At 70.5% G+C, this 26,173-nt stretch carries 14 protein-coding genes and 1 pseudogene; 9 read left to right on the plus strand and 6 right to left on the minus strand.

Annotated elements, in window-relative coordinates:
- Positions 1-351: 351 nt before the first annotated feature.
- A pseudogene (locus tag M8J74_RS27540) lies at positions 352-483 on the plus strand (FAD-dependent monooxygenase); the annotation flags it as partial.
- A gap of 204 nt (positions 484-687) precedes the next feature.
- Positions 688-1,503: a dimethylargininase gene (gene ddaH / locus M8J74_RS27545; protein WP_372500284.1), complete on the plus strand. Its 816-nt coding sequence runs from the start codon at positions 688-690 to the stop codon at positions 1,501-1,503.
- A 61-nt stretch (positions 1,504-1,564) separates the two neighbouring features.
- Here the strand turns inward: ddaH and M8J74_RS27550 are convergent, their stop codons facing one another.
- From M8J74_RS27550 to M8J74_RS27575, 6 genes are all read right to left on the minus strand, one after another.
- Positions 1,565-2,716: a zinc-binding alcohol dehydrogenase family protein gene (locus M8J74_RS27550; RefSeq protein ID WP_249839018.1), complete on the minus strand. Its 1,152-nt coding sequence runs from the start codon at positions 2,714-2,716 to the stop codon at positions 1,565-1,567.
- A gap of 66 nt (positions 2,717-2,782) precedes the next feature.
- Positions 2,783-3,721, minus strand: coding sequence for a ketoacyl-ACP synthase III (locus M8J74_RS27555; RefSeq protein ID WP_249839019.1), 939 nt, complete (start codon positions 3,719-3,721; stop codon positions 2,783-2,785).
- Complete coding sequence (locus M8J74_RS27560) at positions 3,718-3,966, minus strand: acyl carrier protein (protein ID WP_249839020.1); 249 nt, start codon at positions 3,964-3,966, stop codon at positions 3,718-3,720. Before M8J74_RS27560 ends, M8J74_RS27555 begins: the two co-directional genes overlap by 4 nt.
- A gap of 63 nt (positions 3,967-4,029) precedes the next feature.
- Entirely contained in the window at positions 4,030-4,278 is a 249-nt protein-coding gene (locus M8J74_RS27565; RefSeq protein ID WP_249839021.1) for a biotin/lipoyl-containing protein, read from the minus strand.
- Positions 4,275-5,255, minus strand: coding sequence for an alpha-ketoacid dehydrogenase subunit beta (locus M8J74_RS27570; protein ID WP_249839022.1), 981 nt, complete (start codon positions 5,253-5,255; stop codon positions 4,275-4,277). Before M8J74_RS27570 ends, M8J74_RS27565 begins: the two co-directional genes overlap by 4 nt.
- On the minus strand, positions 5,255-6,160 hold the full coding sequence (locus M8J74_RS27575; protein WP_249839023.1) for a thiamine pyrophosphate-dependent dehydrogenase E1 component subunit alpha: 906 nt from the start codon (positions 6,158-6,160) through the stop codon (positions 5,255-5,257). The genes M8J74_RS27570 and M8J74_RS27575 overlap by 1 nt, the downstream gene beginning before the upstream one ends.
- Positions 6,161-6,558: 398 nt before the next feature.
- Between M8J74_RS27575 and M8J74_RS27580 the strand changes: the two genes are divergently transcribed.
- The 7 genes from M8J74_RS27580 (at position 6,559) to M8J74_RS27610 (ending at position 26,168) form a co-directional block, all read left to right on the plus strand.
- A complete protein-coding gene (locus tag M8J74_RS27580) occupies positions 6,559-6,774 on the plus strand; it encodes an MbtH family protein (protein WP_249839024.1) in 216 nt (71 codons plus the stop codon).
- Positions 6,775-6,945: 171 nt separating this feature from the next.
- A complete protein-coding gene (locus M8J74_RS27585) occupies positions 6,946-7,500 on the plus strand; it encodes an LmbU family transcriptional regulator (protein ID WP_249839025.1) in 555 nt (184 codons plus the stop codon).
- 35 nt (positions 7,501-7,535) lie between these two features.
- On the plus strand, positions 7,536-9,095 hold the full coding sequence (locus M8J74_RS27590; RefSeq protein WP_249839026.1) for an amino acid adenylation domain-containing protein: 1,560 nt from the start codon (positions 7,536-7,538) through the stop codon (positions 9,093-9,095).
- 16 nt (positions 9,096-9,111) lie between these two features.
- Complete coding sequence (locus M8J74_RS27595; protein ID WP_249839037.1) at positions 9,112-9,342, plus strand: phosphopantetheine-binding protein; 231 nt, start codon at positions 9,112-9,114, stop codon at positions 9,340-9,342.
- A gap of 12 nt (positions 9,343-9,354) precedes the next feature.
- Entirely contained in the window at positions 9,355-10,542 is a 1,188-nt protein-coding gene (locus M8J74_RS27600; RefSeq protein WP_249839027.1) for an NAD(P)/FAD-dependent oxidoreductase, read from the plus strand.
- Between the two features lie 45 nt (positions 10,543-10,587).
- On the plus strand, positions 10,588-18,384 hold the full coding sequence (locus M8J74_RS27605; protein WP_249839028.1) for a non-ribosomal peptide synthetase: 7,797 nt from the start codon (positions 10,588-10,590) through the stop codon (positions 18,382-18,384).
- A complete protein-coding gene (locus M8J74_RS27610) occupies positions 18,381-26,168 on the plus strand; it encodes a non-ribosomal peptide synthetase (RefSeq protein ID WP_249839029.1) in 7,788 nt (2,595 codons plus the stop codon). The genes M8J74_RS27605 and M8J74_RS27610 overlap by 4 nt, the downstream gene beginning before the upstream one ends.
- The last annotated feature ends 5 nt before the right edge of the window (positions 26,169-26,173 follow it).

Raw genomic sequence — 26,173 nt, forward strand, 5'->3', positions numbered from 1 at the left:
GCCTCGCACAGATGATGGCTGAAGCCCTGGTGGACAGGGCGACGTTCGGCGGCCCTACGACGGCGACCTCAACCGGCCCCGGTGGAAGGGGTGTTCGGGGGCACTGAGATGTGGAGGCGAGGCGAAGTGGCCCCACCCCGACTCATGTGATCGAACGGTGGTTGTGGCCCGCCGGGGCGTTGTCGAAGAAGCGGGCGTGCTCCGGCGTCTGGTGTGGGAGGCACTGGCCTCGCAGGTGCCGAAGCCGCGCAAGCCGCCTGCGCGGATGTCGCCGCGGTTGGAGCCGTACAAGGGTGGGTCGACCAGGGGCTCCGCACCAACCTTGAGGCGCCACGCAAGCAGCGGCACACGTTGTACGCCCTGCCCGTCCCGCATGCCTGGGAGAGCGACCCCACCGTCACCCTGTGCGGCGACGCCGCACACCTCATGCCCCCTCTCGGTGTGGGAGTCAACCTCGCCATGCTCGACGCCAGCGAACGCGCCCACAGCGCATGGCGCAGCCCACGACGGCCGTCACGACCCGAAGTAACCCGCACGTCAAGAATCTCCAGCCGCGCCTGTCGCCGACCTCGTGCGGATATTCTGACGGGTATTCTGCATGGCCCTCACGGGCAGTAATTCGGTGTAATGGGCCGACTGTCCTGTCACCAGGACAGTATGGGATGACCGAAAGGGCAGGGGATCCGAGTGAAGAAGCGGCAGGCTCGTTCGCGGCATTACCTCATGTGCGAGCCGACATTTTTTGAGGTCTCGTATTCGATAAACCCGTGGATGAATCCGTCGCGCCCCACATCCACGGAACGCGGACTCGCCCAGTGGAAGACGCTGCACGATCTGCTGGCCGGCCTGGGGCACACCGTCGAGCTGATCGAGCCCGTCGCCGGACTGCCGGACATGGTGTACTCCGCCAACGGCGCGACGGTTGTGGACGGCCGTGCGCTGGTCGCCCGCTTCCGGCACGAGCAGCGCGTGGAGGAGTCGCCGGCGTACCTGGAGTGGTTCCGGGCGCGGGGGTGGGAAGCGCGGCAGGCCGAGTTCGTCAACGAGGGCGAGGGTGACTTCCTGTGCGTGGGTGACGTCATCCTGGCGGGCAGTGGTTTCCGCAGCGAGCCCGATGCGCACGACGAGGCGGCGAAATTCTTCGGAAAGCCGGTGCTCGGTCTGACGCTGATCGACCACAGGTACTATCACCTCGACACGGCACTTGCCGTGCTCGATGAAAACGAGATCATGTACTACCCCGAGGCGTTCTCTCCGGAAAGCAGGAGCCTGCTTGAGGAGCGTTTTCCGGATGCCATCCTCGCTGACGCGTCCGACGCGGAGGTATTCGGTCTCAACGCCGTGTCCGACGGCCTTCACGTGCTGGTCGCGCAACAGGCCGAGCCGCTTCACGAGCAGCTCCGGGAACGGGGATTCGAGCCCATGGGAGTCGACATGACGGAACTGCTCAAGGGCGGCGGCGGTGCCAAGTGCTGCACCTTGGAACTCCGCGAGCAAGACTGACCCGGCCGGCCCCGGTGTCCGCGCGGACACCGGGGCCGGCCTTTGCCGCCGACTCGGCGAGTCAGAGGGGGTTCACGCGGTACAGCGGGAAGTACGAGCCGATCCTGCCGTTCGCGTAGTCGTCGGCCAGCTCGGGAACCTGGTCGAAGTCGTAGGTCACGTCGGATCCCTTCGGCGCTATCCAGCCCTCGGCCTCCATGAAGTCCCGGATGCCCGGCGAGTCCGGCAGTCGCCACACATGGGTGTTCACATGGATGTGCCGGCTGATGGACTCGGCTCCCCGCAGATGGGACACGCGCATCCCCGCCTTCCAGCCACAGGTGGTGACGACGCCCTCGCGGGCCAGTGCCGCGAGGGTGACGTCGTACAGGGGTTCGCCGATGTTGTCCACGAAGATCGACGCACCGTGGCCCTCGCTGAGGGAGCCGATCAGCTCCAGGAAGCCCTTGACCGATGTCCTGCGCCGCTGGTGCAGGTCCCGGTCCACCCGTTTCCTCGGGCCCGGCAGGGAGAGGTCGGGAAATCGCCGGCGGTCGACCGGAATGATGCCGTTCTCCCGCAGGAAGGCGAGCCGCTCGTCCGAGCCGGCCGTCATCGCCACCCGAAACCCCGCGCGCTTGGCCAGCAGCAGCTCGGCGAAGGCCACGCCGCCGCCCCACCCGAACACCAGATGGCCGGCGGGATCGTCGTCTGCCACCTGGGTACGCCAACAGCCGTACGCCTTGTGCCAGTTGTCCCAGGCCGTGAAGTACCGCCCGTACGTGGCCCACTGGGGCAGTGAGTACGCCGTGTTGTCCGGGACCGGCAGAAGCAGGCGCGCGTCCAGCTTGGTCCGCCTGGCCAGCAGCCCGATGGTGCCGGGGCAGTCGTAGGCATGGGCGAGTTCGGCGTAGTCGTAGCGGTCGCGCTTGCCGAACGGCATCAGCAGGCACAGATCACCCTCGCCCAACCGGAGGTCCCGGCCGCCTCCGTTCACCTCCAGTACACGTACTACGCCCAGATTGCCCAGCACCACCGCGTCCTCGCCGCGGCTGCTGCAGACGTCGATGGGTGAACGGGCCAGAGCGTGGTCCATGTTGGCTTCCCAGGAGCCGAGAATCGGCTCCACCAGCGCTTCGCCCTCCTCCAGCGGGCCGAAGGAGAATCGCTCGCGGCACAGCGCCCCGCCGAGGCCGCCGTCGTGGGAGCCGGCCGTCGCGCCGGAGCGCAGCACCCAGGCTTCTGGTGAGTGGATGACAACCTCCTGTGATCGAGTACGTCCCCGGGGCCTTCGGCGCGTTCAGGACGCCGGGACGGCAGGCAGCCGGTAGTCCACCGCGACTCCGCCCCACGCCTCCCCGGCGCCGTACGCCACGGCGCCGAGCCGGCCGGTCGCGGGCAGGGCACCGGCGTCCAGTTCTGCCGCGAACGCCAGCGGGATCGAGGCGGACGACGTGTTCCCGGAGTTCTCGATGCGGTTCACGAAGGGCACGTCGAGATGGGCGCTGAAGCTGCGGACCTGTTCCAGGATGCGGCTGTTGGCCTGGTGGCCGACCAGGACGGTCGGTGCCGGGCCGTGGTCGAAGAGGTACTGCGCCGACTCCGACATGCGGCGCACGGCGCGGTCGTACACCTGCATCCCGTCGAGGGCGATGCCGCCCGCCCCGGTCTCCCGCATCAGGCTCGCCTGCGAGCCGTCGCAGCCGGCCACCCGGCAGCACCCCCCGAAGTCCGTGCGGTCGGCCAGCAGGACGGCCGCGGAGCCGTCGCCGAAGAGGCACGCGGTCTGCCGGTCCATGCGGTCCACCATGCGGGACATGGCCTCGACCGAGCACACCAGAACCTGCCGCGCCTGTCCGGCGTCGCAGAGCGAGACCCCGGTGACAAGGCCGTAGACGAAGCCGCAGCAGGCCGCGTTCATGTCGAGGGCCATCACCGAAGGCGCCAGCCCGGCGAGTCGGGCCACCTTCTGCGCGACACCGGGGATGCGCTGCCGTACCGAGGTGCTGACGACGATCAGGGCGTCGATGGAGGAAGGATCGTCCGTCCTGGTCACGATCGGGGCGCAGGCCTCCGCCGCCACGTCCGCCAGCGGGGTCTCGTCCGGCAACCAGGAGCGCGATCCGATGCCGCTGCGGCGCCGGATCCACTCGTCGGTGAGCCCGATCGACGCGAAGTGGTCGTTGTCGATCCGCCGACCCGGCTTCGCGGTGGCGATGTCGACGATGCCCGCGCTCATCCCCGGTTCGCCAGCTTCACGAAGTAGGCGGTGAACTCGTCCAGGAAGGCGAAGCCCGCGGTCTCCTTGAGATCGCCCTTGACCTGGAGCTCGCGTTCCAATTGCTGGTGCAGCTCGACCAGGTCGAGGGAGTCGAGGTCGAGCTCACCGACCGGCCGGGTGAGGGCGTCGGGGCCCAGCGACGGGTCGCGCTCGCGCAGTTTGGCCAGCATGGTGTCCGCGATTCGGCTTTCGATGTCGCTCATGTTCCCTCTCCGTTCGGATGACCGGCCCGTCTGACCGGCCCGTCGAATTCCGGGGCGCGGGCGCTACTCGGCTGCCAACCGGTACAGCAGCTCACCGGACTTGAGGACCGAGCCGGCCGTGGCGCAGTGGGCCGCGACCCGGCCGTCGCGCTCCGCCATGATCTCCGTGCTGGCCTTGTCGGTCTCGACGACCGCCACGGCGTCCCCCCGCGCGACCCGGTCACCGACACCGGCGACCCACTCGATGAGCAGGGCCTCGCCGAGGCCGTGCCCGAAGCCCGGGACGTGCATGTCCACGAGGGAATCGCTCACTTCGTCATCACCAGCACCTCGTCCTTGATCTCCTGCACACCGACCATGTAGTCCTTCTCGAAGTCCGCCGGGGGATAGGCGCGTCGGGCCGGCGCCAGCCGCCGCACTGGACCGCGCAGTGCGTCGAAGGCGTGCTCGGCCACCGACGCGGCGATCTCGGCACCGATGCCGACGTCCCTCGAGCCCTCGTGCACGACGAGCAACCGTCCGGTGCGGCGGACGGAGTCCAGCACCGTCGCCATGTCGATCGGGGCCACCCAGCGCAGATCCACGACCTCGACGTCCACATCGCAGGCGAGCGCGTGCGCCGCCTCCAGCACCTCGTGGGTGATCGCACCGTATGTGACGACCGTCAGGTCGGCGCCCCGCCGCACCACCCGGGCCGCGGTCGGCGACCTCGCCGGCTCGGGATCCCTCGCGACCGCGTCACGCCGCCAGTACAGGCGGATCGGCTCGTACATCAGCACCGGCGAACCGAGCGTCACGGCGTACCGCAGGATCTGGTCGGCGTCCTCACCCGTGGACGGACACGCCACCGAGATACCCGGGAAGCGGGCGAACAGCGCCTCGTTGGACTCGCTGTGGTGCTCCACGCCCCGGAATCCGCCGCCCGTCGGGATCCGCACCACCAGGCCCGGGCTTGCCTGTCCGTTCCACCGACCCCCGATTCGGGCCGCCTGGGTCACCAACTGGTTCACGGCGGGAAACGTGAACGCGTCGAACTGGATCTCGCACACCGGCACCAGACCGCTCATCGCCATGCCGACCGCCTGCCCGATGATGGTGGACTCGGCCAGCAGCGAGTCGCGCACCCGGTCCTCGCCGAAGCGCTCCCGAAGACCCCGGGTCACCCGGAACACGCCCCCGAGGCGTCCGATGTCCTCGCCGAGCAGAAGCAGTCTCGGATCCTGTTCGAGCAGGTCGGCGAGGGTCGCGTTGATGGATTCCGCCAGACCGGCGGAGCGTACGGTAGCCATCACGCGTACTCCTTGACCAACCGCTCACGCAGCTCCCGCACTTCGGCCTCCACGTCGTCGAGCCACCGCGCGTTGACCACTCCCAGGCCGCTCAGCCGCGCTACATAGGCGGTCACCGGGTCCGCGACCCTCGTCCGGGCGATGTCCTCGGCGCTCCGGTACACCTCCTGGGCGTCGGAGCTGGAGTGGCCGTGGAAGCGGCTGACCTGGATCTCGACGAGGCACGGCGCCCGCTGCCCGCGGACATGGGCGGTGGCCCGGGAGCACACCGAGAAGACCGACTCCGGATCCTGGCCCGCGATGCGCACGGACTCGATCCCGAAACCCCGGGCGCGCTCGGCCACCGAGGTGCGCATCTGCTCCTCGGCAGGCTTGGAGATGGCCCAGCCGTTGTTCTGGCAGATGAACAGCACGGCCGCCGACTCCACGGCGGCGAGGTTCATCGCCTCGGACATGTCTCCCTCGCTCGTGGCTCCGTCGCCCACATAGACCACGACGAAGTCTTCGAGCCCCTGCAACCGCTGCCCGATCGAGTAGCCGACGGCGTGCAGTGTCTGCGCGGCCAGGACCAGCGTGTAGGGGAAGAAGCGCAGCCTGCGCGGGTCCCAGCCGCAGAACGTGCGGCCGGCCCACTGCGCCACCAGCTCGTCCGGCGCCACCCCCCGCAGCAGCGCCACCGCGTGCTCGCGGTAGCTGGGGAAGACGGTCGAGGCAGGACCCACCGCGAGCGCCGAGCCGACCTGCGCGGCCTCCTGGCCCTGGCAGGACAGCCAGAGGTCGAGCGCACCCTGCCGCTGGAGCCGGCGCGCCTCCTCGTCGATGCGCCGCGCCACCAACATGTGGCGCAGCAGCGACCGCCGTGTGCCGTCGTCGAGATCTGTCGCGTACTCGGATTCTGACTTCAAGGCCATTGATCACCAGTCGCAGGTTCGTCGATGAGCTTTCTGTCGCCGTGCAATTGACTGCGCAGTCTCGATCACATCGGCACAAGGAGATTGGCTGAACCCGAATTCGAAGGACCCATTCAAGGGCCACCGCCCGGTCATGGTGGCACACAACCCCGGGGGGATACAGGTTCGAGCGGGCGACGAGGAGTCCGCCGATTCTGCCGCCCTTGCGGCATTGACGGGCGCGTCTTACGGTCCCGTACCGTGACAGCGGCATCCTGGATGACCGCGGATGCCGGGTGTCCCGTCGACGGGACAGCGCCGTCGGCGAACTCGCCCGGCGTCGGCGATTTCCTCTCTGGAACCATCCTCTTTTCCCATCCCGAGTCACCCCGTGACCGTTAAGGACGGTGGCAGTGAGCACGAACCCCTTCGACGACGAGAACGGCCGCTTCTACGTCGTGGTCAACGACGAGGACCAGCACTCCCTGTGGCCGGTGTTCGCCGAGGTACCCGGAGGCTGGCGCGTGGTCTTCGGCGAGGCGGCCAGGGCCGAATGCCTGGACTACGTCGAGCGGAACTGGACCGATCTGCGCCCGAAGAGCCTGCGGGAGGCCATGGCGGCGGACTGAACGCCGGCCGGAGCAGCGGGAGGAGCTGAGGCGGATGAAGGTTGTGGGGGGCGTTCGGTGACCACCGCGAGCAGTCACGAGGCGAGGTCGAAGGGCCCTGATGGTGAGGCCGCGCCGCGCGATGTGGTTCTGCCGTTCGTCGGGAGCCAGGCAACGGTTCAGAAGACGGGAATGGCTTTCCCGGCGGATCTGTCGCAGCGGTCCTGGGAGCGGATCGGGACCAGTCTGCGGGAATTCACGAACTCGTCGGCGTGGTGGCTCGCCGACTGGCTCCTCTTCGGAGAAGCCACCTACGGGCTGCGGCGCTACCGCGAGGCGATCGACAGAACCGGGCTGGACTACCAGACCTTGCGCAACTACGCCTGGGTGGCCCGTCGGTTCGAGCAGCATCGAAGGCGTGCCGGTCTCAGCTTCGCCCACCATGCCGAGGTGACCAGCCTGTCGCCGCCGGAGCAGGACTACTGGCTGCGCAACGCCGAGCAGCGCAAGTGGTCGCGCAACGAACTCCGCAGGGCGGTCCGCGCCGGTCTGGCCGAGCAGCGGGAGACACCCCGGCCTGCCGAGGCGGCGGGCGTCGACAAGGGGCGGGGGAGGGCCACCACGCTCACCATCGAGCTGTCCGCCGGCCAACTGGAGCACTACTCGCAAGTGGCCGCCGCGCGCGGTCTGCCCGTCGACAAGTGGGTGACCCAGGTGCTCGACGCCGCCGATCGACGCCTCGCATAACGGCGCTCGAACACCCGTCATATCGGAGTCGGTTGATGATCCTCCAGGGAAAACGGGTCCCTCTGCCCTCGGCGCCCGTCGTCCATCATCGGTTCGAGGCGCACGCTGCGGCCAACCCCCGTGCCGTTGCGGTCTGCTGCGCCGGGCAGCAGCTGACGTACGCACAACTCGACGCCCGGGCCAACCGGTTCGCGCACTTCCTGAGGACACGCGGACACGGCCGGGGCGCGAAGGTGGGTGTCTGCCTCGACTACTCGCCGGACATGCTCGTCGCGATCCTCGGTACGCTGAAAGCGGGCGCGGCCTACGTACCGTTGGACCCGTCCTACCCGGCGGAAAGGCTCCGGCTGCTGCTGGGCCAGGTCCCCGGCCTGTCTCTGATCGTGGCTTCGCCGACGACGGCAGGGCTGGTCGAGCCGGCGGCCGTGGAGGTCGTCGACCTCCAGTGGCTGGCCGCGCACCTCGAAGATTTCCCGGTGACCAGTCCTGACGTCATGGTCACCGGGGACGACGTGTGCTACGCGGTGTTCACCTCCGGGTCGACCGGCACTCCGAAGGTGACCGCGGTGCGGCACGAGGGGTGGTTCAACCTGTTGAACTGGCTGACGGTCGAGTACGGCTTGCACGCCGGATCGCACAACCTGGTCGTCAGCGCCTTCGGGTTCGACCTCTCCCAGCGCAGCCTGCTGATGCCGTTGTTCTGCGGTGCCACCCAGTATCTGATGGCGAGCCGCAACTTCGACGCCGCGATGGCCTACCGCATGCTGAACCAGCACGACATTCGCGTGGTGAACTGCGCCTCCAGCACCCTGTACCTGCTGGTGGACTGGGAGACCGCGCGGGGCGGTGACGCGCTCACCCGGCTCGACTACATGCTGTTCGGAGGTGAGCCGCTGCAGGCCGAGCGGCTCCTGGACTGGGCCCGACGGGAGGGAAACAGCTGCACCCTCCTGCACCAGTACGGCGTCGCCGAATGCACGGACGTGGCGACCTCGTTCGATCTCGCCGGCTACCGGCCCGGCGACCACGACATCCCACCCGTCGGCAGGCCCGCTCACAACACCGACATCCACCTCCTTGACGAGCGGATGCGCGAGGTCGCGGCAGGGGAGTACGGGGAGATCTGCATCTCCGGGACCAGTGTCGGCGCGGGATACCTGGGCGGTACAGGGCCCGAGTCCGCGCGCTTCACCACGGTCGAGGTGGACGGCGAGCCGCGGCGGCTGTACCGCACGGGTGACCGCGGCCGGGTGAACGAGGAGGGAGACCTCGTCGTCGCCGGCCGGATGGACGCGCAGGTCAAGGTGCGCGGCATGCGCATCGATCCCGCGGACGTCGAACGCGCGCTGGGCAGACTGGCCGGGGTCCGGCAGGCCGCCGTGGTGGTGGATCGCGCCGCATCCGGAGAGACCGAGCTGGTCGCGTTCATCGAGCCTGCCGGCGACGACCTCGTCGAGAACGACGTGCGTGCCCGCCTTCTCCAGGCCCTGCCGCGGAACATGGTCCCGGCGCGATTCCTCAATGTCCCACGCATTCCGCTCAGCCCGCACGGGAAAGCGGACCGGGCGGCGCTGTCCGCGGAATTCCTTGATTAGGAGCGAGAGGGCTGTGATGATTGCCGACAGCGTACGCGCCATTTGGTGCCGGGAACTCCAACGCGATGACATATCCGTCGACGACAATTTCTTCGCCCTGGGCGGCCAGTCTCTGATCATGGCCAAAATACAGGGGGAATTCATCGAGGAACTGGGCATCGAAGTTCCGATGGATCAGCTGTTCCTCAACCCGACGGTGGCGTCGATCTCCGCGTACATCGAATCCCTGGGAACGGTAACCCGATAGTAAGAGAGGGCCATGTACGACGTAGTTGTGGTAGGCGCCCGTTGTGCCGGCTCGCCGGCAGCCATGTTGTTCGCCCGGCAGGGGTACCGTGTCCTGCTTCTGGAGAAGGCGCGGTTCCCGCAGGACACCCTGTCCTCTCACTACATCCATCAGCCGGGCGTGGCCCTGCTCGACAGGTGGGGGCTGCTCGACGAGCTCCGCGCCGCGGGCTGCCGGCCGATCGACCGTCAGAGCTTCGAGGCACCCGGCGTCCGTCTGGACGGCTTCTCCCTGCCCGTCGACGGCCAGCGGACCACGTACGCGCCCAGGCGGTTCGTGCTCGACCCGATCCTCGCGGCCGGTGCCGTCGCGTCCGGTGCCGAGTTCCGGGAGGGCTGCGCGGTCCACGACCTGCTCTACGAGGACGACCGGGTAGTCGGCGTGCGCTACACGACACCCGGTGGCGCCGAGGCGACCGAGCGGGCGCGTCTGGTCGTCGGCGCGGACGGCATGCGATCGCTGGTGGCCCGCAAGGCGGGTGCCCCGCACGTGATCGAGCACCCGCGGATGACCTGCACCTACTACAGCTACTGGGCCGGGGTTCCCGCACACTTCGAGCTCTACGAGCGGCCGGGGCGCTGGATCGGCGTCATCCCCACCAACGACGACCTCAAGCTGATCATGGCCTACTTCCCGCAGAGCGAGTTCGCCGAGATCCGTACCGCAGTGGAACCCGCCTTCGTCGACGCCGTCCGCACGACGGCGCCCGAGTTGTACGAGCGGATGTCGGCGGGCAGCCGGGAGGAGCAGTGGTACGGCACCGGGCACCAGGAGAACTTTTTCCGCAAGGCCTACGGGGCCGGGTGGGTGCTCCTCGGGGACGCCGTGCATCACAAGGACTCCATCACCGCCCGCGGTATCACCGACGCCTTCATACAGGCCCGGTCACTCACCGAGCACATCGGGGACGGACTGCACGACGACGCCGCGCTGAACGCTGCGCTGAAGCGCTACGAGAACGATCTGACCGATGTCTTCCTCAACTTCTACCAGGGCGCACTCAACGTGGCCGAGCTCAAGCCCGAGGGGCAGACGGAGATGCTGCGGAGCCTGGTCGGTCACCAGGAGCTGATCGACCGGTATTTCTCCACGCTGTCGGGCGCGATCTCATTCGACGACTTCTACAACGACCAGCTCTTGGCTGTTCTCGATCAGATCTGAGTGGCGGATGGCTCCCTCGTAGTTCTGCCGATTTGGAGACAGAGAATGATCCCGTTGTCGTTCGCACAGCGCCGGCTGTGGTTCGTGGACCGGTTCGAAGGGCCGTCGGCGACCTACAACGCCGCTTTCGCCCTGCGGATGACCGGTGAACTGAGCCCGGCCGCGATGGAGTCGGCACTCCGCGATGTCATCGACCGGCACGAGGTCCTGCGCACGGTGATCGTCGAGGACGAAGCCGGCGTCCCGTACCAGCAGGTGCTGCCGTCCGGTCACCAGCCGTTCGGCATGCCGCTGGTCGAACTCGCGGAGGGGGAACGAGCCGCGACGGTCGAGAGGTTGGCCACTGCTCCCTTCGACCTGGCCGCCGACATGCCGATCCGGGCCACACTGCTGCGGTGCGGACCGCGGGAGCACACCCTGGTCCTGGTGGTGCACCACATCGCCGTGGACGGGGAGTCTCTCGGGCTGCTGCTGCGCGATCTCGTCGTCGCGTACACGGCACGCAACTCGGGTGGCGCTCCGGCGTGGGAGCCGCTGCCTGTGCAGTACGCGGACTACACGCTGTGGCAGCAGGACGTACTCGGTGACGAGTCCGATCCGGGCAGTCTGGCCGCCGGACAACTGGCCTACTGGCGCGAGGCCTTGGCGGATCTGGCGCAGCCTCTGGCCATTCCGACGGACCGCCCGCGCCCCCGGGCGATGAGCCATCGCGGCGATCTGGTCGCGTTGTCGGTCGACGCCGACCTCCTCGGGGCCGTGGAGAAGCTGGCCGCGCAACAGGACACCACGGTGTCGATGATCATGCACTCGGCGCTGGCGGCGCTCCTGCACCACCTGGGATGCGGTGACGACGTCCCCCTCGGCGCGCCGATCGCGGGGCGCACCGACGAGGACCTGCGCGACCTCGTCGGCTTCTTCGCCAACACCTGGGTGCTGCGCGTCGACCTCTCCGGGAACCCGACCTTCCGGCAACTGCTCCAGCGGGTGCGGGACCGGTCTCTGGCCGCGTACGACAACCAGGACATGCCGTTCGAGCGGCTGGTGGAGCGACTGAACCCCGACCGGTCCACCGCCTACCACCCATTCTTCCAGGTGATGCTCGCCTGGCAGGAGCCCCTCGGGGAGCTGGCACTGCCCGGTCTCGACGTCCATGCCGAAGAACTCGACACCCGTACGGCAAAGTTCGATCTGTTCTTCAACATGGTGCCCAACCGTTCGGGTGGGGCGGGCGGATACGTGGAGTACGCCACCGACCTGTTCGACAGGGACACCGTCGAACGTCTCGCGGACCGGTTCGTCCGCGTCCTCGGCCGGCTCGTGGCCGGCCCGGAGCGCACAATCGGCGAGATCGACGTGCTCGACGAGGCCGAACGCGTCCGGCTGCTCACCGAGTTCAACGACCACGCCACAACGGTGTCCGGGCTGACGGTCCCGGAGCTGTTCGAGAGGCAGGCGGCCAGAACGCCCGATGCCCCGGCGATCGTGTGCGAAGAGCGGACACTGACGTACCGGGAACTCGACGACCGGGCGAACGCCGTCGCCTGGGAGCTGATACGGCGCGGTGCCGGCCCCGACGACCTCGTGGTGCTGACGTTGCCGCGCAACGAGGACCTGGTGGCCGGTCTGCTCGGCATCCTCAAGTCCGGCGCCGGCTACCTGCCGTTGGATCCGCAGTACCTCGGCGGACGGGCGGAGAGCGTGCTGTCCGAAGCCGCGCCGCGTTTCGCCGTCACCGACACCGCGACCTGGCAGGAGATGCCCCGCAACGACGTCTCGGCGGTCTGCCTCGACCAACGCGCCCCCTGGGCCCCGTCCGAGGGGGCGCCGACCGACGCGGACCGGAACGCGCCCCTGCATCCGGACCACCTGGCCTACGTGATGTACACCTCCGGCTCCACCGGCACGCCGAAGGGCGCGGCGATCACCCACCGCAGCGTCGTCAACGGGGTGCAGGACCTGGTGCGCGTACTGGACGCGCCGCCCGGGTGGCGGATGCTGGCAGGCACCTCGGTGAACTTCGACGTCTCGGTCTTCGAACTGCTGACCACCCTGTCCACCGGCGGCACCGCCGAGGTGGTGCCCAACGTGCTGGCGCTCGGCGAGCGGGACGCCTGGGACGGCCACGTGATCAGCGGGGTTCCCTCCGTGCTGGGGGAACTGGTCGGCCACTTGGCGAAGGCCCGCGGCGTCCGCTGCGTTGTCTTCGCCGGTGACGTGCTCCCGGCCCGGCTGGTGCGCCAGGTGCGCGAGGCGCTGCCCGGCGTGCAGATCGTCAACGGCTACGGCCAGAGCGAGAGCTTCTACGCCACCGCGTTCGCCCTCGCCGGGACCGAGGAGTGGACGGAGAGCGAGGTCGCGCCGATCGGCACCCCGCTCGGCAACATGCGGGCCTACGTGCTGGGCCCGGGACTCGCCCCGGTGCCGCAGGGCGTGGTCGGCGAGTTGTACGTGGCGGGCGTCTGCCTGGGCCGCGGCTACCACGGCCGCGGCGGCCTGACCGCCGAGCGGTACGTGGCCGACCCGTTCGGCCCCGCGGGCGAGCGGATGTACCGCACCGGCGACCTGGCCCGCTGGAACGCGGGTGGCCAACTGGAATGCGTCGGCCGGAGCGACGGTCAGGTGAAGGTGCGCGGCTTCCGCATCGAGACGGCCGAGGTCGAGGCGGTCTGCGCGCAGCACCCGGGAATCAGCGAGGCGGTGGTGATCAGCCGGGAGGCGCCCGCAGGCGGGCGGCGGCTCGTCGCGTACGTGGTGCACACCGGGGAGGGAGCCGTCGGTGACGATGGCGCCGGCGGCATCGGCGATGTCGACCTCCAGTCCGGTGCCTCGGCCGCCGAACTGCGCAGGTTCGTCGCGGCACGGCTGCCCGACTACATGGTGCCGTCCGCGTTCGTCGTGCTCGGCCGGCTGCCGCTGGGACCGACCGGCAAACTGGACCGCTCGGTGCTGCCCGAACCGGATTTCGGAGGCGAGGCCTACCAGGAGCCGCGCACCGAGACCGAAGCGATCATCGCCGCATCGTACGCGGATGTGCTCGGCTTGGAGCGGGTCGGCGTCGACGACGACTTCTTCGCCGTGGGAGGGGACAGCCTGCGCTCGATCCAGGTGGTGGCCCGGGCCCGGGCCCGGGGCCTGGAGCTCACCACGCGGGAGATCTTCGAATGCCGTACGACTGCCCGCCTCGCCGAGGTGGCCACCGCCCGCCGGGACCCGACACCGGCGCTTGCGGAGAACGAGGGCGGTGGCGTGGGCCCGATGCCGCTTCAGCCGGTGGCGCGGCAGGTGTTCGAGCACGGCGGCGGGATGAACCGGTTCGCGATGGCGATGGCGCTGGAGCTGCCCGCGGGGATCGACGCGGAGGAACTGGCCGCGACACTCGACGCCGTCCTCGACCGGCACGACCTTCTGCGCGCACGGCTCATGCGGGGCGACGAGCTGTCTCTCGTCGTACGCCCGGCAGGCGCCGTGCGGGCCGCGGACCTGATCCGCCGGGTTCCCTGCGACGGCCGTTGGGAGACCCCGGCCCTGCTGCGGGCGGCCGAGGCGGAGCTGGACGCCGCGGTCGGGCGGCTCGACCCGGAAGCCGGGACCATGGCCGACTTCGTCTGGTTCGACGCGGAGCCGGGCGGGGGCCGACTGCTGATGGTGCTGCACCACTTGGTGGTGGACGGCGTCTCCTGGCGCATCCTCATGGCGGACCTGGCCGAGGCCTGGCGGCAGGTCCGCTCCGGCCGTACGCCCGAGCTGCCCGCCGTCGGCACGTCGGCGCGCCGCTGGGCCTCGGCGCTGAGCGCGGAGGCGCTCGCACCGGAACGGGAAGCGGAACTGACGTACTGGCGGGATGTGCTCGAAGGCCCCAACCCTGCGCTGGGAACAAGAGCGTTCGACCCGGCGGTCGATGTGATGTCCACGGTCGACAGCGTGCGCGTACAGCTGCCCACCGAGGTCACCGAGGCGGTGCTGACCCGGCTTCCGGCAGCCTTCAGGGGCACCGGGACCGACGTGCTGCTGGCCGCGCTCGCGCTGGCGGTGAACCGGTGGAGCGGCGCGGAACGCTCGACCCTGGTCCGAATGGAGGGACACGGCCGCGAGGAACACGTCGTCCCTGGCGCCGATCTCTCCCGCACCGTCGGGTGGTTCACCAGCATGTACCCGGCCCGGGTCGACGTGCGCGGGGTGGACCTCGACGACGTGCTCGCGGGCGGCCCCGCGGTCGCGAAGGCGGTCAAGCTGGTCAAGGAGCAACTGCGCGGCGCCCCGGACAAGGGCCTCGGCTTCGGCATGCTGCGCCACCTGAACCCGGAGACCGCCGTGCAGCTCGCCGAGTACCCGGTGCCGCAGCTCGGGTTCAACTACATCGGCCGGATCTCCGACACCGATGTGCCCGAGGAGCTGCGCGCCGACGGATGGGGTCCGGCGCCCTGGTCCGCCGAACTGGTTCCGCTGCCCGACCCGGATCTTCCCGCGCTGTCCGCACTGGAGGTCAACGCGGTCGCGACGGACACCACGGACGGCTCCCGCCTGCAGGCGGCGTTCGTGTTCCCCACCGGGGTGCTGACCCGCGAGCGGACCGCCGAACTGGCCGAGCTGTGGACCGACGTACTGCACGGCATGGCCGGGTACGCCGCCCGGCCGGACATCGGCGGCCTCACCCCCTCCGACACCCCTCTGGTACCGGTGCACCAGGGCGAGATCGAGGCCTGGGAGGCACGCTACGGCAGGCTGGCCGAGGTGTGGCCGCAGGCGCCGGGACAGTCCGGGATCCTGTTCCAGGCCGCACTCGCCGACGGCTCCTTCGACGTCTACCACATGCAGTTCGTGCTGCACCTGTCCGGGCAGGTGGACCCGGAGCGCATGCGCTCGGCCGGACAGGCAGTGCTCGACCGGTATCCGAACCTGCGCTCGGCCTTCGTGGCCGCAGCCGGCGGCGAGCCGGTGCAGGTCGTGCCGGAGCACGTCGCCCTCCCGTGGCGGCACATCGTCCTGACCGACCGCAGCGAGGCCGAGCGTGACGAAGCACTCGACCGGTTCCTCGCCGAGGACCGGGCCGATCAACTCGATCCCACCCGGCCACCGTTGTTCCGCCTGGCGCTGATCACCGCAGGGCCGCAGCACGCGAAACTCGTCATCACGGCCCATCACGCCCTCTTCGACGGCTGGTCCTCACCGTCGGTGATCACAGATCTGATCCGGCTGTACTCCGGGACGCGCCGGCTCCCCCCGGTCCGCGGCTACGGCGACTACCTGGCCTGGCTGGCGACCCGCGACCGGGACGCATCGGCCGCCCGGTGGGCCGCCGAGCTCGCCGGCTTCGAGCAGCCGACCCTGGTGGCCCCGAACACCGCACCCCAGGAGCCGGCGTCCGCCGTCGGGCGGGTGGAGGTACCGCTGTCGATCGACAAGGGTCGTGAACTGGCCCGGCGCGCCGCCGAACTCGGGGTCACGCTCAACACCCTCCTCCAGGGAGCCTGGGCGATCCTGCTCTCGAAGCTGACCGGGCAGCGGGACGTGGTGTTCGGGGCCGCCGTCAACGGCCGCCCGGCGGAGCTGCCCGGCTCGGACGAAATGGTCGGCCTGTTCATCAACACCCTGCCGATCAGGGTGTTCTGCCCGCCGGACCGCGCCGTGGCCGACGTCGTCACCGAGCTCCAGCAACGGCAGACCGCGCTGCTCGACCACAACTACTACGGCCTCGCCGACATACAGCGCGGTGTCGGGCTGCCCGCCCTGTTCGACACGATCGTGGTGTTCCAGTCGTACCCGATCGACCGCGAGGGCATGGTCGAGGCGAACATCGCGGCGGGGTTCACGATCGACGGCATACGGCCCTTCGCGGGCTCGCACTACCCGCTCACCCTCAACGCATCCGACCCCTACCTGCGGCTCTCCCTCGACTACCGGAACAACCTCTTCGACCGTGGCTCGGCGGAGGTGATCGCGGCGCGGCTGGTGCGGGTGCTGGAGCAGGTGCTGGCCGACCCGCGCTGCCCGGTGCGCGACATCGAGGTGCTGGCCCGGGAGGAGTGGGAGCGGCTGGTACGAGAGGTCAACGACACCGCGCGCCCGCCGGCCGAGGACACCCTGCCGGACGCCTTCGAGGCCCAGGTCGAGCGGAGTCCGCACGCCCTCGCGGTGATCGGCGAAGAAGAGACGCTGACGTACGCGGAGTTCAACCGGCGGGCCAATCGGCTGGCGCACTGGCTGGTCGAGCAGGGCGCGGGCCCCGAGCGCATCGTCGCGGTGCGCATCCCGCGCTCGGTGGAGATGGTGGTGGCGATCCACGCGGTGGTCAAGGCGGGGGCGGCGTATCTGCCGATCGACCCCGACCTGCCTGCCGAGCGGGCCCGGCAGCTGCTGGACGGGGCGAAACCGCTCCTGGTGCTGGAGGCGCCCCTGCCGGACACGTCCGGGTACGCGGAGGTCGACCCCGAGCGTGAACTGTCGCCGGACAACGCCGCGTACGTCATCTTCACCTCCGGCTCCACCGGCGGCCCCAAGGGGGTGCAGGTCGCCCACCGGTCGATCATGAACCGGATCGCATGGGGGCTGGCGCACTTCGATGTCACCGCCGAGGACCGCGTGCTGCTGAGCACGACGGCGAGCTTCGACGTGTCGGTGCCGGAGCTGTTCGCGCCGCTGCTGGTGGGCGCGGCCGTCGTGGTGGCCCGCCCGGACGGGCGCCGGGATCCCGCGTATCTGGCCGCTCTGATCGCCCGGGAGCAAGTGACCGGCGCCGACTTCGTGCCCTCGCTGCTGGAGGCGTTCGTCGCCGAGCCCACGGCGCGGCAGTGCACCAGCCTGCGCTGGATCGAGGTCGCGGGTGAGGCGTTCCCGGCCGAGCTGGCCAACAAGATGGCCGACCTGCTGCCGGGGTGCGGGGTGTTCAACCTCTACGGGCCCACCGAGGCGTCGGTGGAGGTCACCGGATGGCAGCACGTACCCGGCGCCGACCGGGTGCCGATCGGCACACCGATCTGGAACACCCAGGTGTACGTGCTGGATACGGCGCTGCGCCCGGTCGCGCCCGGGGTCACCGGTGAGCTCTACCTCGCCGGTGCCGGACTGGCGCGCGGCTACCTCGGGCGCACCGCGCTGACCGCGCACCGGTTCGTCGCCTGCCCCTACGGCGCACCGGGCACCCGCATGTACCGCACCGGGGACGCCGTGCGGTGGAACCACGACGGACAGCTCGAGTACATCGGCCGCACCGACCACCAGGTCAAGATCCGCGGCTTTCGCATCGAACTGGCCGAGGTGGAGGCGGCGTTGACCGCGCATCCGGACGTCGACAGCGCCGTGGCCGTGGTGCGAGAGGACCGCCCCGGCGACCAGCGGCTGGTCGCCTACGTGGTGCCGGGCGGTGGGCCGGATCCCGCCGGGCCGGATCCCGCCGGGCCGGACCTGATGGCGTTGACGGAGCTGCTCCGGAGCCGGCTGCCGGAGTACATGGTCCCCTCGGTGATCGTGCCGATCGCCGAGCTCCCCGCCACACCGAGCGGCAAGCTCGACCGGGCTGCTCTCCCCGCGCCCGGCCACATCGAGGCCGCGGCCGGACGGGGGCCGCGCAACCACCGGGAGGAAGTCCTCTGCGGGCTGTTCGCCGAGCTGCTCGGAGTGGAAGAGATCGGCATCGATGTCGACTTCTTCAGTCACGGCGGACATTCGCTGCTGGCCACCAGGCTGATCGTCCGCATCCGCAGCGAGCTCGACGTCGACGTGAAAGTCACGACGGTGTTCCGCAATCCCACCGTCGCCCAGCTGGCGGCGCAGCTCGACGAGACGGCCACGCCGAAACGCCGCCCTCAGCTGCGCCCGATGACCGTTCAGGAGAAGCGTCGATGATCCCGTTGTCCTTCGCCCAGACCCGGCTGTGGTTTCTCTACCGCCTGGAAGGCCCGACCTCCACCTACAACATCCCGTTCGTGCTGCGCCTGGAGGGGGAACTGGACGCCGAGGTCCTGATCGCGGCGGCGCGGGACGTCGGGATCCGGCACGAGAGTCTGCGCACCCTGATCATGGAGAACGCGGACGGCACGCCTGAGCAGCGGGTGCTGTCGCCGGAGGAGGCGGTCTTCCGGTTCCAGGTGGTCGACGTGGCCGCGGACGCGGTGGACCACGCGATTCAGCAGATCGCGTGCGAGGGATTCGCCCTCGACACGGAGCTCCCCTTCCGGGCGAAGGTCCTCCGGGTCTCCCCGCAGGAGCACGTGCTGGTGTCCGTGTTCCACCACATCGCCGCCGACGGGGCGTCGATGGCTCCGTTCCTGCGCGACCTGGTCACGGCGTACACGGCTCGTCGCCAGGGGACCGCTCCGCAGTGGCAGCCCCTTGCGGTGCAGTACAAGGACTACACCCTGTGGCAACGCCGGCTGCTCGGCGACGAAGAAGATCCGGACAGCATCGCCGCCGAGCAACTCGACTACTGGCGAGCGGAGTTGGCCGGAGCGCCGCAACCGGTGCAGCTGCCGCTGGACCGGCCGCGGCCGACGGCCGCCGACCACCGCGGCGGAGACGTCTCCTTCGAGCTGGAACCCGAGCTGCTGTCGGGACTCCAGAAGCTCGCCGTGGACCGCGGCGCCACGGCACCGATGGTCGCCCAGGCCGCGCTCGCCGTGCTGATGCACCACCTCGGGGCCGGCGATGACCTGACGATCGGCAGCCCCATCGAGGGGCGCGCCGACGAGCAGCTCGACGATCTGATCGGCTTCTTCGCCAACACCTGGGTGCTGCGCGCCGACCTGTCACGCAACCCGTCCTTCGGTGGGCTGCTGGATCAGGTGCGGGACAAGGCGCTGGCCGCGTACGACAACCAGGACGTGCCCTTCGAGCGTCTGGTGGGGCTGCTCAACCCGGAGCGCTCCACCTCGTACTCACCGTTGTTCCAGGTGATGCTGGCCTGGCAGTTCGGGTGGTCGGGGATCGAGATGCCCGGCCTGCGGGTCACCCCGGTCGCGACGGGCACCGACACCGCCAAGTTCGACCTCTTCTTCAACATCATCCCGGACCTGTCCTCCGGACGGGCGTACGGGCGGCTGGAGTACGCCACGGAGCTGTTCGACCACGCCACGGCCGTGAGCTTCGCCGAGCGCTATGTGCGCGTGCTGCGGCAGGTCGTCGCCGATCCCGGCGTACGGCTGGGCGGAGTGGACGTGCTCGCCGACGCCGAACGGCACTGGCTGACGGCACTCGACGAGACCGCGGCACCGGTTCCGCAGCTGACACTGCCGGAACTCGTCACCGCCCAGGCGCTGCGGCACCCGGACGCGACAGCGGTGGTGGCCGGACGGACCGAGTTGTCGTACGCGGAGCTGGAGGCCCGCACGGGCCGGCTGGCCGCGGTACTGCGCGAGCGCGGGGTCGGGCCGGAGGAAGTGGTGGCTGTCGCCCTGCCACGCTCGGCGGACCTCGTGGTCGCCCAGCTCGGCGTGCTCAAGGCGGGCGGCGCGTACCTGCCGATCGATCCTGAGCATCCCGCCGCGCGCGTCGACCTCCTGCTCACCTCGGCCGATCCCGTGCTGGTCCTGACCGACCATGAGACGGCGGCTGCGCTGCCGGAGTGCCGGTCGCCGGTCCTCCACCTCGACGACCTGCGCCTCGACACCCCCTGCGGCCCCGCAGACGAAGCCCCGGACCTGCGCGTCAGACCGGAGAACCTGGCGTACGTGATGTACACCTCCGGGTCCACGGGCAAGCCCAAGGGCGTCGCCATGACCCACGCCACCGTGGTCAACGGTGTGTGGCACTCGCGGACCATGGCCGGGCTCGAACCGGGATCCCGGATGCTCGCCGCGACCTCGGTGAACTTCGACGTCTCCGTGTTCGAGACCTTCACCGCACTGGCCGCCGGCGCGAGTGTCGAGATCGTCCGTGACGTGCTCGAACTCGCCGAACGCGACCGCTGGTCGGGCACCACCATCTGCGCCGTGCCCGCCGTGTTCACCGCCCTGCTCGGCCCGATCATCGCCAAGGAGCCGGGGGCCCTCGACCTCGAACTGCACACCGCGATCCTCGGCGGCGACCCGCTCACCGCCGACGTGGTGGACCAGGTGCACCGGGCCTTCCCCGACGTCCGGGTCGTCCACGCCTACGGACAGACCGAGAGCTTCTACGTCACCAGCCACCTGGTCCCGCAGGATTCGGAAGAGACGGGCGTGACCCCCATCGGGCGACCGCTGCCCAACATGCACACCTACGTCCTGGGGCCGGAACTGACACCGGTCCCGCCCGGTGTGATCGGGGAGGTGTATGTGGCCGGCGGCCTCGCCCGCGGCTACTACGGCGGGGGCGCGGCGACGGCGGAGCGGTTCGTCGCCTGCCCGTTCGGTCCCCCCGGCGCACGGATGTACCGCACCGGTGACCTGGCCCGGTGGGATGCGAAGGGGCGGCTGAACTACGAGGGCCGGGCCGACACCCAGGTCAAGGTGAACGGCATCCGGGTCGAGCCGACCGAGATCGAGATCGTCCTCGCCCGGCATCCCGCGGTCGGCCAGGCGGTGGTCACCGCGTGGAGGGACCGCACCGGCAACACGCGGCTCGTCGGCTACGTGGCGCCGCCGGAGGGTACCGCTGGCCACGACATCGTCCGGCAGAGCGGTGTGTCGGTGGCCGAGCTGAGGCGGTTCGCGGCCCAGCGGCTGCCGGACTACATGGTCCCCGCCCAACTGCTCGTCCTCGACCGGCTGCCGCGGACCGTGACGGGCAAACTGGACCGCGCCGCGCTGCCCGAGCCGGAGTTCGGGCACGCCGAGTACCGGGCGCCGCGCGGCGAGACGGAGCGGGTCCTGGCCGAGGTGTACGCCGATGTGCTCGACCGGCAGGTGGGCGTCGACGACGACTTCTTCGCCAGTGGCGGGGACAGCATCCGGTCCATCCAGGTGGTCGCCCGGGCCAAGGCACGCGGTGTCGTGGTCAGTACGCGGGAGGTGTTCGAGCAGCGCACGGTCGCCCGGCTCGCGGAACTGGTCGACGGCCGGGCGCGGGAAGAGCGTCCGGGGCTGGCCGAGCTGCCGGGCGGCGGGGTGGGCTGGGCTCCGCTGCCGCCGACGGCGGCGCACGTGCTGGCCGCCGGTGGTGGCATGCGCCGGTTCTGCATGTCGGCGATGCTGAGCCTGCCCGAGGACATCGACCGTGCGGGACTGGTCGCCACCCTGCAGGCGGTCCTGGACCGGCACGACGTCCTGCGCTCCTGGCTGGACCGGGAGCGGCCGGGCCTGCGCATGGGGCCGGTCGGCAGTGTCGACGCCGGTGGGCTGGTGCGGGAAGTCCCCTACGGCGACTGCGACGCGCAGGCCGAGCTGGACGCGGCCGCGGACCGTCTCGACCCCGACGCGGGGGTGATGGCGCAGTTCGTCTGGTTCACCTCCGACGCGGAGGCGGACCGCTTGCTGGTCGTGCTGCATCACCTCGTCATGGACGGGGTGTCGTGGCGGATCCTGGTACCGGACCTGGTCTCGGTCTGGCGACGGGTCCGCGAGGGCCGCCTGCCGTCATCGGCGGGCGCGGGTACGTCGTTGCGGCGGTGGACACACGCGCTGGCCGACGAGGCGGTGGCCCCGGAGCGGGTGGCGGAACTTCCACTGTGGCAGGAGATCCTCGCCGGAGACGAACCCCTGCTGGGAGTAAGGGAGTTGGACCCAGCCCGCGATGTCGCGGCCACCGTGGACACGGTCCGCGTCCAGGTGCCGGTGGACGTCACGGAAACCCTGCTGAACACGGTGCCCACGCTGTTCCGCGGTGGTGCCGACGACGCTCTGCTCGCCGGGCTCGCGCTGGCCGTGGCCCGCTGGCGCGCTACGCGAGGCCTGGGCGGGGCCTCGACGCTTGTCCGGCTGGAGGGCCACGGCAGGGAAGAGCACGTGGTGCCCGGCGCGGACCTGTCGGGCACGATCGGCTGGTTCACCGCCATGTACCCGGTGCGCCTGGACCTGGCCGGCATCGACGTGGCGGACGCCTTCGGCGGCGGGCCGGCCGCCGGGAAGGCGATCAAGGCCGTCAAGGAGCAGCTGCGGTCGGTACCCGACCATGGCATCGGTTACGGCCTGCTGCGTCACCTCAACCCCGCCACCGCCGCCGCGCTGGCCGAGGCGCGCAAGCCGCAGATCGGCTTCAACTACCTCGGCAGAGCCTCCGGCGCGGACATCCCGGAGGACCTGCGCGGCCTGGGCTGGGCCCCGGACGCCACGTACCAGGACCTGGTCCCGGCGCCGGACGCCGACATGCCGGTGCCGTCCGCCCTGGAGATCAACGCGATCGCCATCGCCACACCCGACGGCGAGGAACTGACCGCCCACTTCGGCTTCCCCACCGGTGTGTTCTCCCGCGAGGACGTCACCGAACTGGCCGCGCTCTGGGTCCGGGCACTGAGCGCCCTGGCACGGCACGCCGCCACCCCCGAGGCCGGTGGACTGACGCCCACCGACGCGCCCCTCATCGACGTGGACCAGAGCGAGATCGAGGCCTGGGAAGCGCGCTTCGGCACACTGGCCCGCGTGTGGCCCACGACCCCGGCCCAGTCGGGGATCCTTTTCCACACGCTGCTCGCCGAAGCATCGTCGTACGACCCGTACCACGTTCAGTTGGTGTTCCAGCTCTCCCGCGACGTCGACCCCGAGCGGCTGCGCCGGGCCGGGCAGGCGTTGCTGGACCGCTACCCCAGCCTCCGTGCGGCGTTCGTCAACCGGGCGAACGGCGACGCCGTCCAAGTCGTGCCGGAGTCGGTGACCCTGCCCTGGCAGTACCTCGACCTGACCGGTGCCGACGAGGCGGACCGCAGCGAGACCTTCGAGCGGTTCCTCGCCCAGGACCGGGCCGCCCACTTCGACGCGGACACCCCGCCACTGATCCGGCTGGCACTCATCGCCGTCGAGCCCGGCCGGCCCGAACTCGTGCTGACCGCCCACCACACACTCTTCGACGGCTGGTCCACACCCCTGCTGATGCGCGACCTGCTGCTGCTCTACGCCTCCGACGGCGACCCGGCCCCACTGCCCGCCATCCGCGACTACGAGGACTTCCTCACCTGGCTCGACCGCCAGGACCACGAGGCCTCCGCGGAGGTGTGGGCGGCCGAACTCGAAGGGATCGAGACACCGACCCTGCTCGCCCCCGACGCCGCGCCCACGGACGCCGAGAGCCGCGACCAGGTCGACATCACGCTCCCTCCGGACGAGTCGAGCGCACTGCGCCGGCTGGCCGCCGATCTCGGCATCACCGCCAACACCCTCGTCCAGGGCGCCTGGGCGCTGCTGCTCGGCCAACTCACCGGAAGCCAGGACGTGGTCTTCGGTGCCACCGTCTCCGGGCGCCCGCCCGCGGTGCCGGACGTCGAGTCGATGGTCGGGATGTTCATCAACACCGTCCCGGTGCACGTGAGTTGTGCGCCCGGCGAGACCGTCGCCGAGGTTCTGACCCGGCTGCAGAGCCGACAGGCCGCCCTCGCGGAGCACCACTACTACGGGCTTGCGCAGATCCAGCAGTCCGTCGGCCTCCAGACCCTCTTCGACACGCTGGTCGTCTTCGAGTCGTACCCCATCGACCGGGAGGGCCTCAGCGCGGCCGGCGAGGCCGCGGACGGGATCACCTTCACCGGTTTCCGGCCGTCGGCGGGCAACCACTACCCCCTGTGCCTGGCGGCAGCGGTCGACCCGGCCCTCGAACTCGTCCTGCAATACACGCCCGAGGTCTACGACCGGGCCACGGTCGGGAAACACGCGGCCCGTCTGGTCCGGATCCTGCGGCAGATCGCGGCCGACCCGGAGCTGACGGTCGCTCAGCTCGACATCCTGGAGCCGGCCGAACGCGACTGGCTGCTGCGCGGCTTCGACGAACCGTCCGCCGAGGCCGCGGGCACCACGATCACCGCACGCGTCGAGGCACAGGTGGCGCGGACCCCGGACGCACTCGCCGTGATCGCCGGGCGCGAGTCGCTCACCTACGCCGAACTGGACGCACGCGCCGAGCGGTTCGCGGTCGAACTGGCCCGGCGCGGAGTGGCACCGGAGACCGTGGTGGGCCTGGTCCTGCCGCGCACCGCGACCGCGGCCGTGGCCCTCCTGGGCGTGCTCAAGGCGGGCGGTGCCTACCTCCCCGTGGACCCCGCGTTCGCCGCTGCCCGCCTGCCGCACATCCTCCCCGGCGCCCGGCCGCATCTGGTGGTGGTCGACACCCGCACCCGCGACCTCGTGCCCGCCACGGACATCCCCGTCCTGGTCCTCGACGACCTCGACCTCGACGCGCCGTCCGACACGGCCCCGCAGGACACGGAATCCGGGGGACGGCCCGAGGCCGGCCCCGACAACCTCGCGTACGTCGTCTACACGTCCGGCTCCACCGGCGTGCCCAAGGGCGTGAGCGTCACCCATGCGACCGTCGTCAACGCCGTGGACGCCCTGGTCGCGCACGCCGGAACGGAGTCCGGCCGGCGGGTGCTGCTCGCCGCGTCGTTCGGCTTCGACGTCGCCACCTTCGAGCTGTTCTCCGCGCTCACCACGGGCGGCAGCGTGGAGATCGTGCGCGACGTGCTGGAACTGGCCGACCGCAACACCTGGGACGTCGACGTCATCTGCTCGGTGCCGTCGGCCTTCGCCGAACTCGTCGACCAGCTCGGCGACCGCATCCGGCCCACGGCACTGAACATCTCCGGGGAAGTGCTGACCCCGGCGCTCGCGAAGCGGGTCCGCGCCCTCTGGCCGGAGGCCCGCGTCATCAACAGCTACGGCCCCAGCGAGACGTTCTACGCCACCGCCCATCTCCTGGACCCCGACGAGCCGTATGCGGGCGGCGTGCCCATCGGCCGTCCGTTCCCCGGCGTCCGCGGCTACATCCTCGGCCCCGCCCTGAACCTGCTGCCCCCGGGCACACCGGGCGAGCTCTATCTGGCCGGAGCCGGACGCGGCTACCAGGGCCAGCCCGCCATGACCGCCGACCGGTTCGTGCCCGACCCCTACGGGGCTCCCGGCTCCCGCATGTACCGCACGGGCGACCTCGCGAGCCTCACTCCCGAGGGCGAGCTGCAGCACCTGGGCCGCATCGACACCCAGGTCAAGATCCGTGGCTACCGCGTCGAACCGGGAGAGGTCGAAGCCGCCCTGACGGCTCATCCCCACATCGCCCAGGCCGCCGTGGTGACCCGGCACTCCGGCACCGCCGGCTACCTGGCCGCCTACCTGGTCCCGGCCCCGGGCGAGAGTGCCCCGGACGCGGCCGTGCTCCGTACCCACCTGGCGGAGCGGCTGCCCGACTACATGATCCCGTCCGTGTGCATACCGCTCGACCGGCTGCCCCTGTCCCCCAACGGCAAGCTGGACCACAAGGCCCTGCCCGCCCCCGACCTCACCCCCGCCACGCCCTTCCGGGCGCCCGGAAGCCCCCGCGAGGAGGCGCTGGCCAGGCTGTTCGCCGAGGTGCTCGGCGTCGACCGGGTCGGTGTCGACGACGGCTTCTTCGCCCTCGGCGGGCACTCCCTGCTGGCCACCCGGCTGATCACCCGCGCTCGCGCCGAGCTGGGGATCGAGATACCCATCCGCAAGATCTTCGACCTGCCGACGGTGGCCGAGCTCGCCGCGTGGTCGGAGGAATCGGCTGTCCCCCTTCGCCCCAGTCTGCGCAAGATGCTCGTAGAGGAGTGAGTCCA

Source organism: Streptomyces panaciradicis (genome assembly GCF_023516615.1).
Lineage (GTDB): Bacteria > Actinomycetota > Actinomycetes > Streptomycetales > Streptomycetaceae > Streptomyces > Streptomyces panaciradicis.

Bases quoted from the DNA above. Each gene is read 5' to 3' on its own strand.
- M8J74_RS27600 (WP_249839027.1), top strand. From the start codon at position 9,355: ATGTACGACGTAGTTGTGGTAGGCGCCCGTTGTGCCGGCTCGCCGGCA.
- M8J74_RS27570 (WP_249839022.1), bottom strand. From the start codon at position 5,255: ATGGCTACCGTACGCTCCGCCGGTCTGGCGGAATCCATCAACGCGACC.
- M8J74_RS27610 (WP_249839029.1), top strand. From the start codon at position 18,381: ATGATCCCGTTGTCCTTCGCCCAGACCCGGCTGTGGTTTCTCTACCGC.
- M8J74_RS27605 (WP_249839028.1), top strand. From the start codon at position 10,588: ATGATCCCGTTGTCGTTCGCACAGCGCCGGCTGTGGTTCGTGGACCGG.
- M8J74_RS27585 (WP_249839025.1), top strand. From the start codon at position 6,946: ATGGCTTTCCCGGCGGATCTGTCGCAGCGGTCCTGGGAGCGGATCGGG.
- M8J74_RS27590 (WP_249839026.1), top strand. From the start codon at position 7,536: ATGATCCTCCAGGGAAAACGGGTCCCTCTGCCCTCGGCGCCCGTCGTC.
- M8J74_RS27555 (WP_249839019.1), bottom strand. From the start codon at position 3,721: ATGAGCGCGGGCATCGTCGACATCGCCACCGCGAAGCCGGGTCGGCGG.
- M8J74_RS27595 (WP_249839037.1), top strand. From the start codon at position 9,112: ATGATTGCCGACAGCGTACGCGCCATTTGGTGCCGGGAACTCCAACGC.
- M8J74_RS27560 (WP_249839020.1), bottom strand. From the start codon at position 3,966: ATGAGCGACATCGAAAGCCGAATCGCGGACACCATGCTGGCCAAACTG.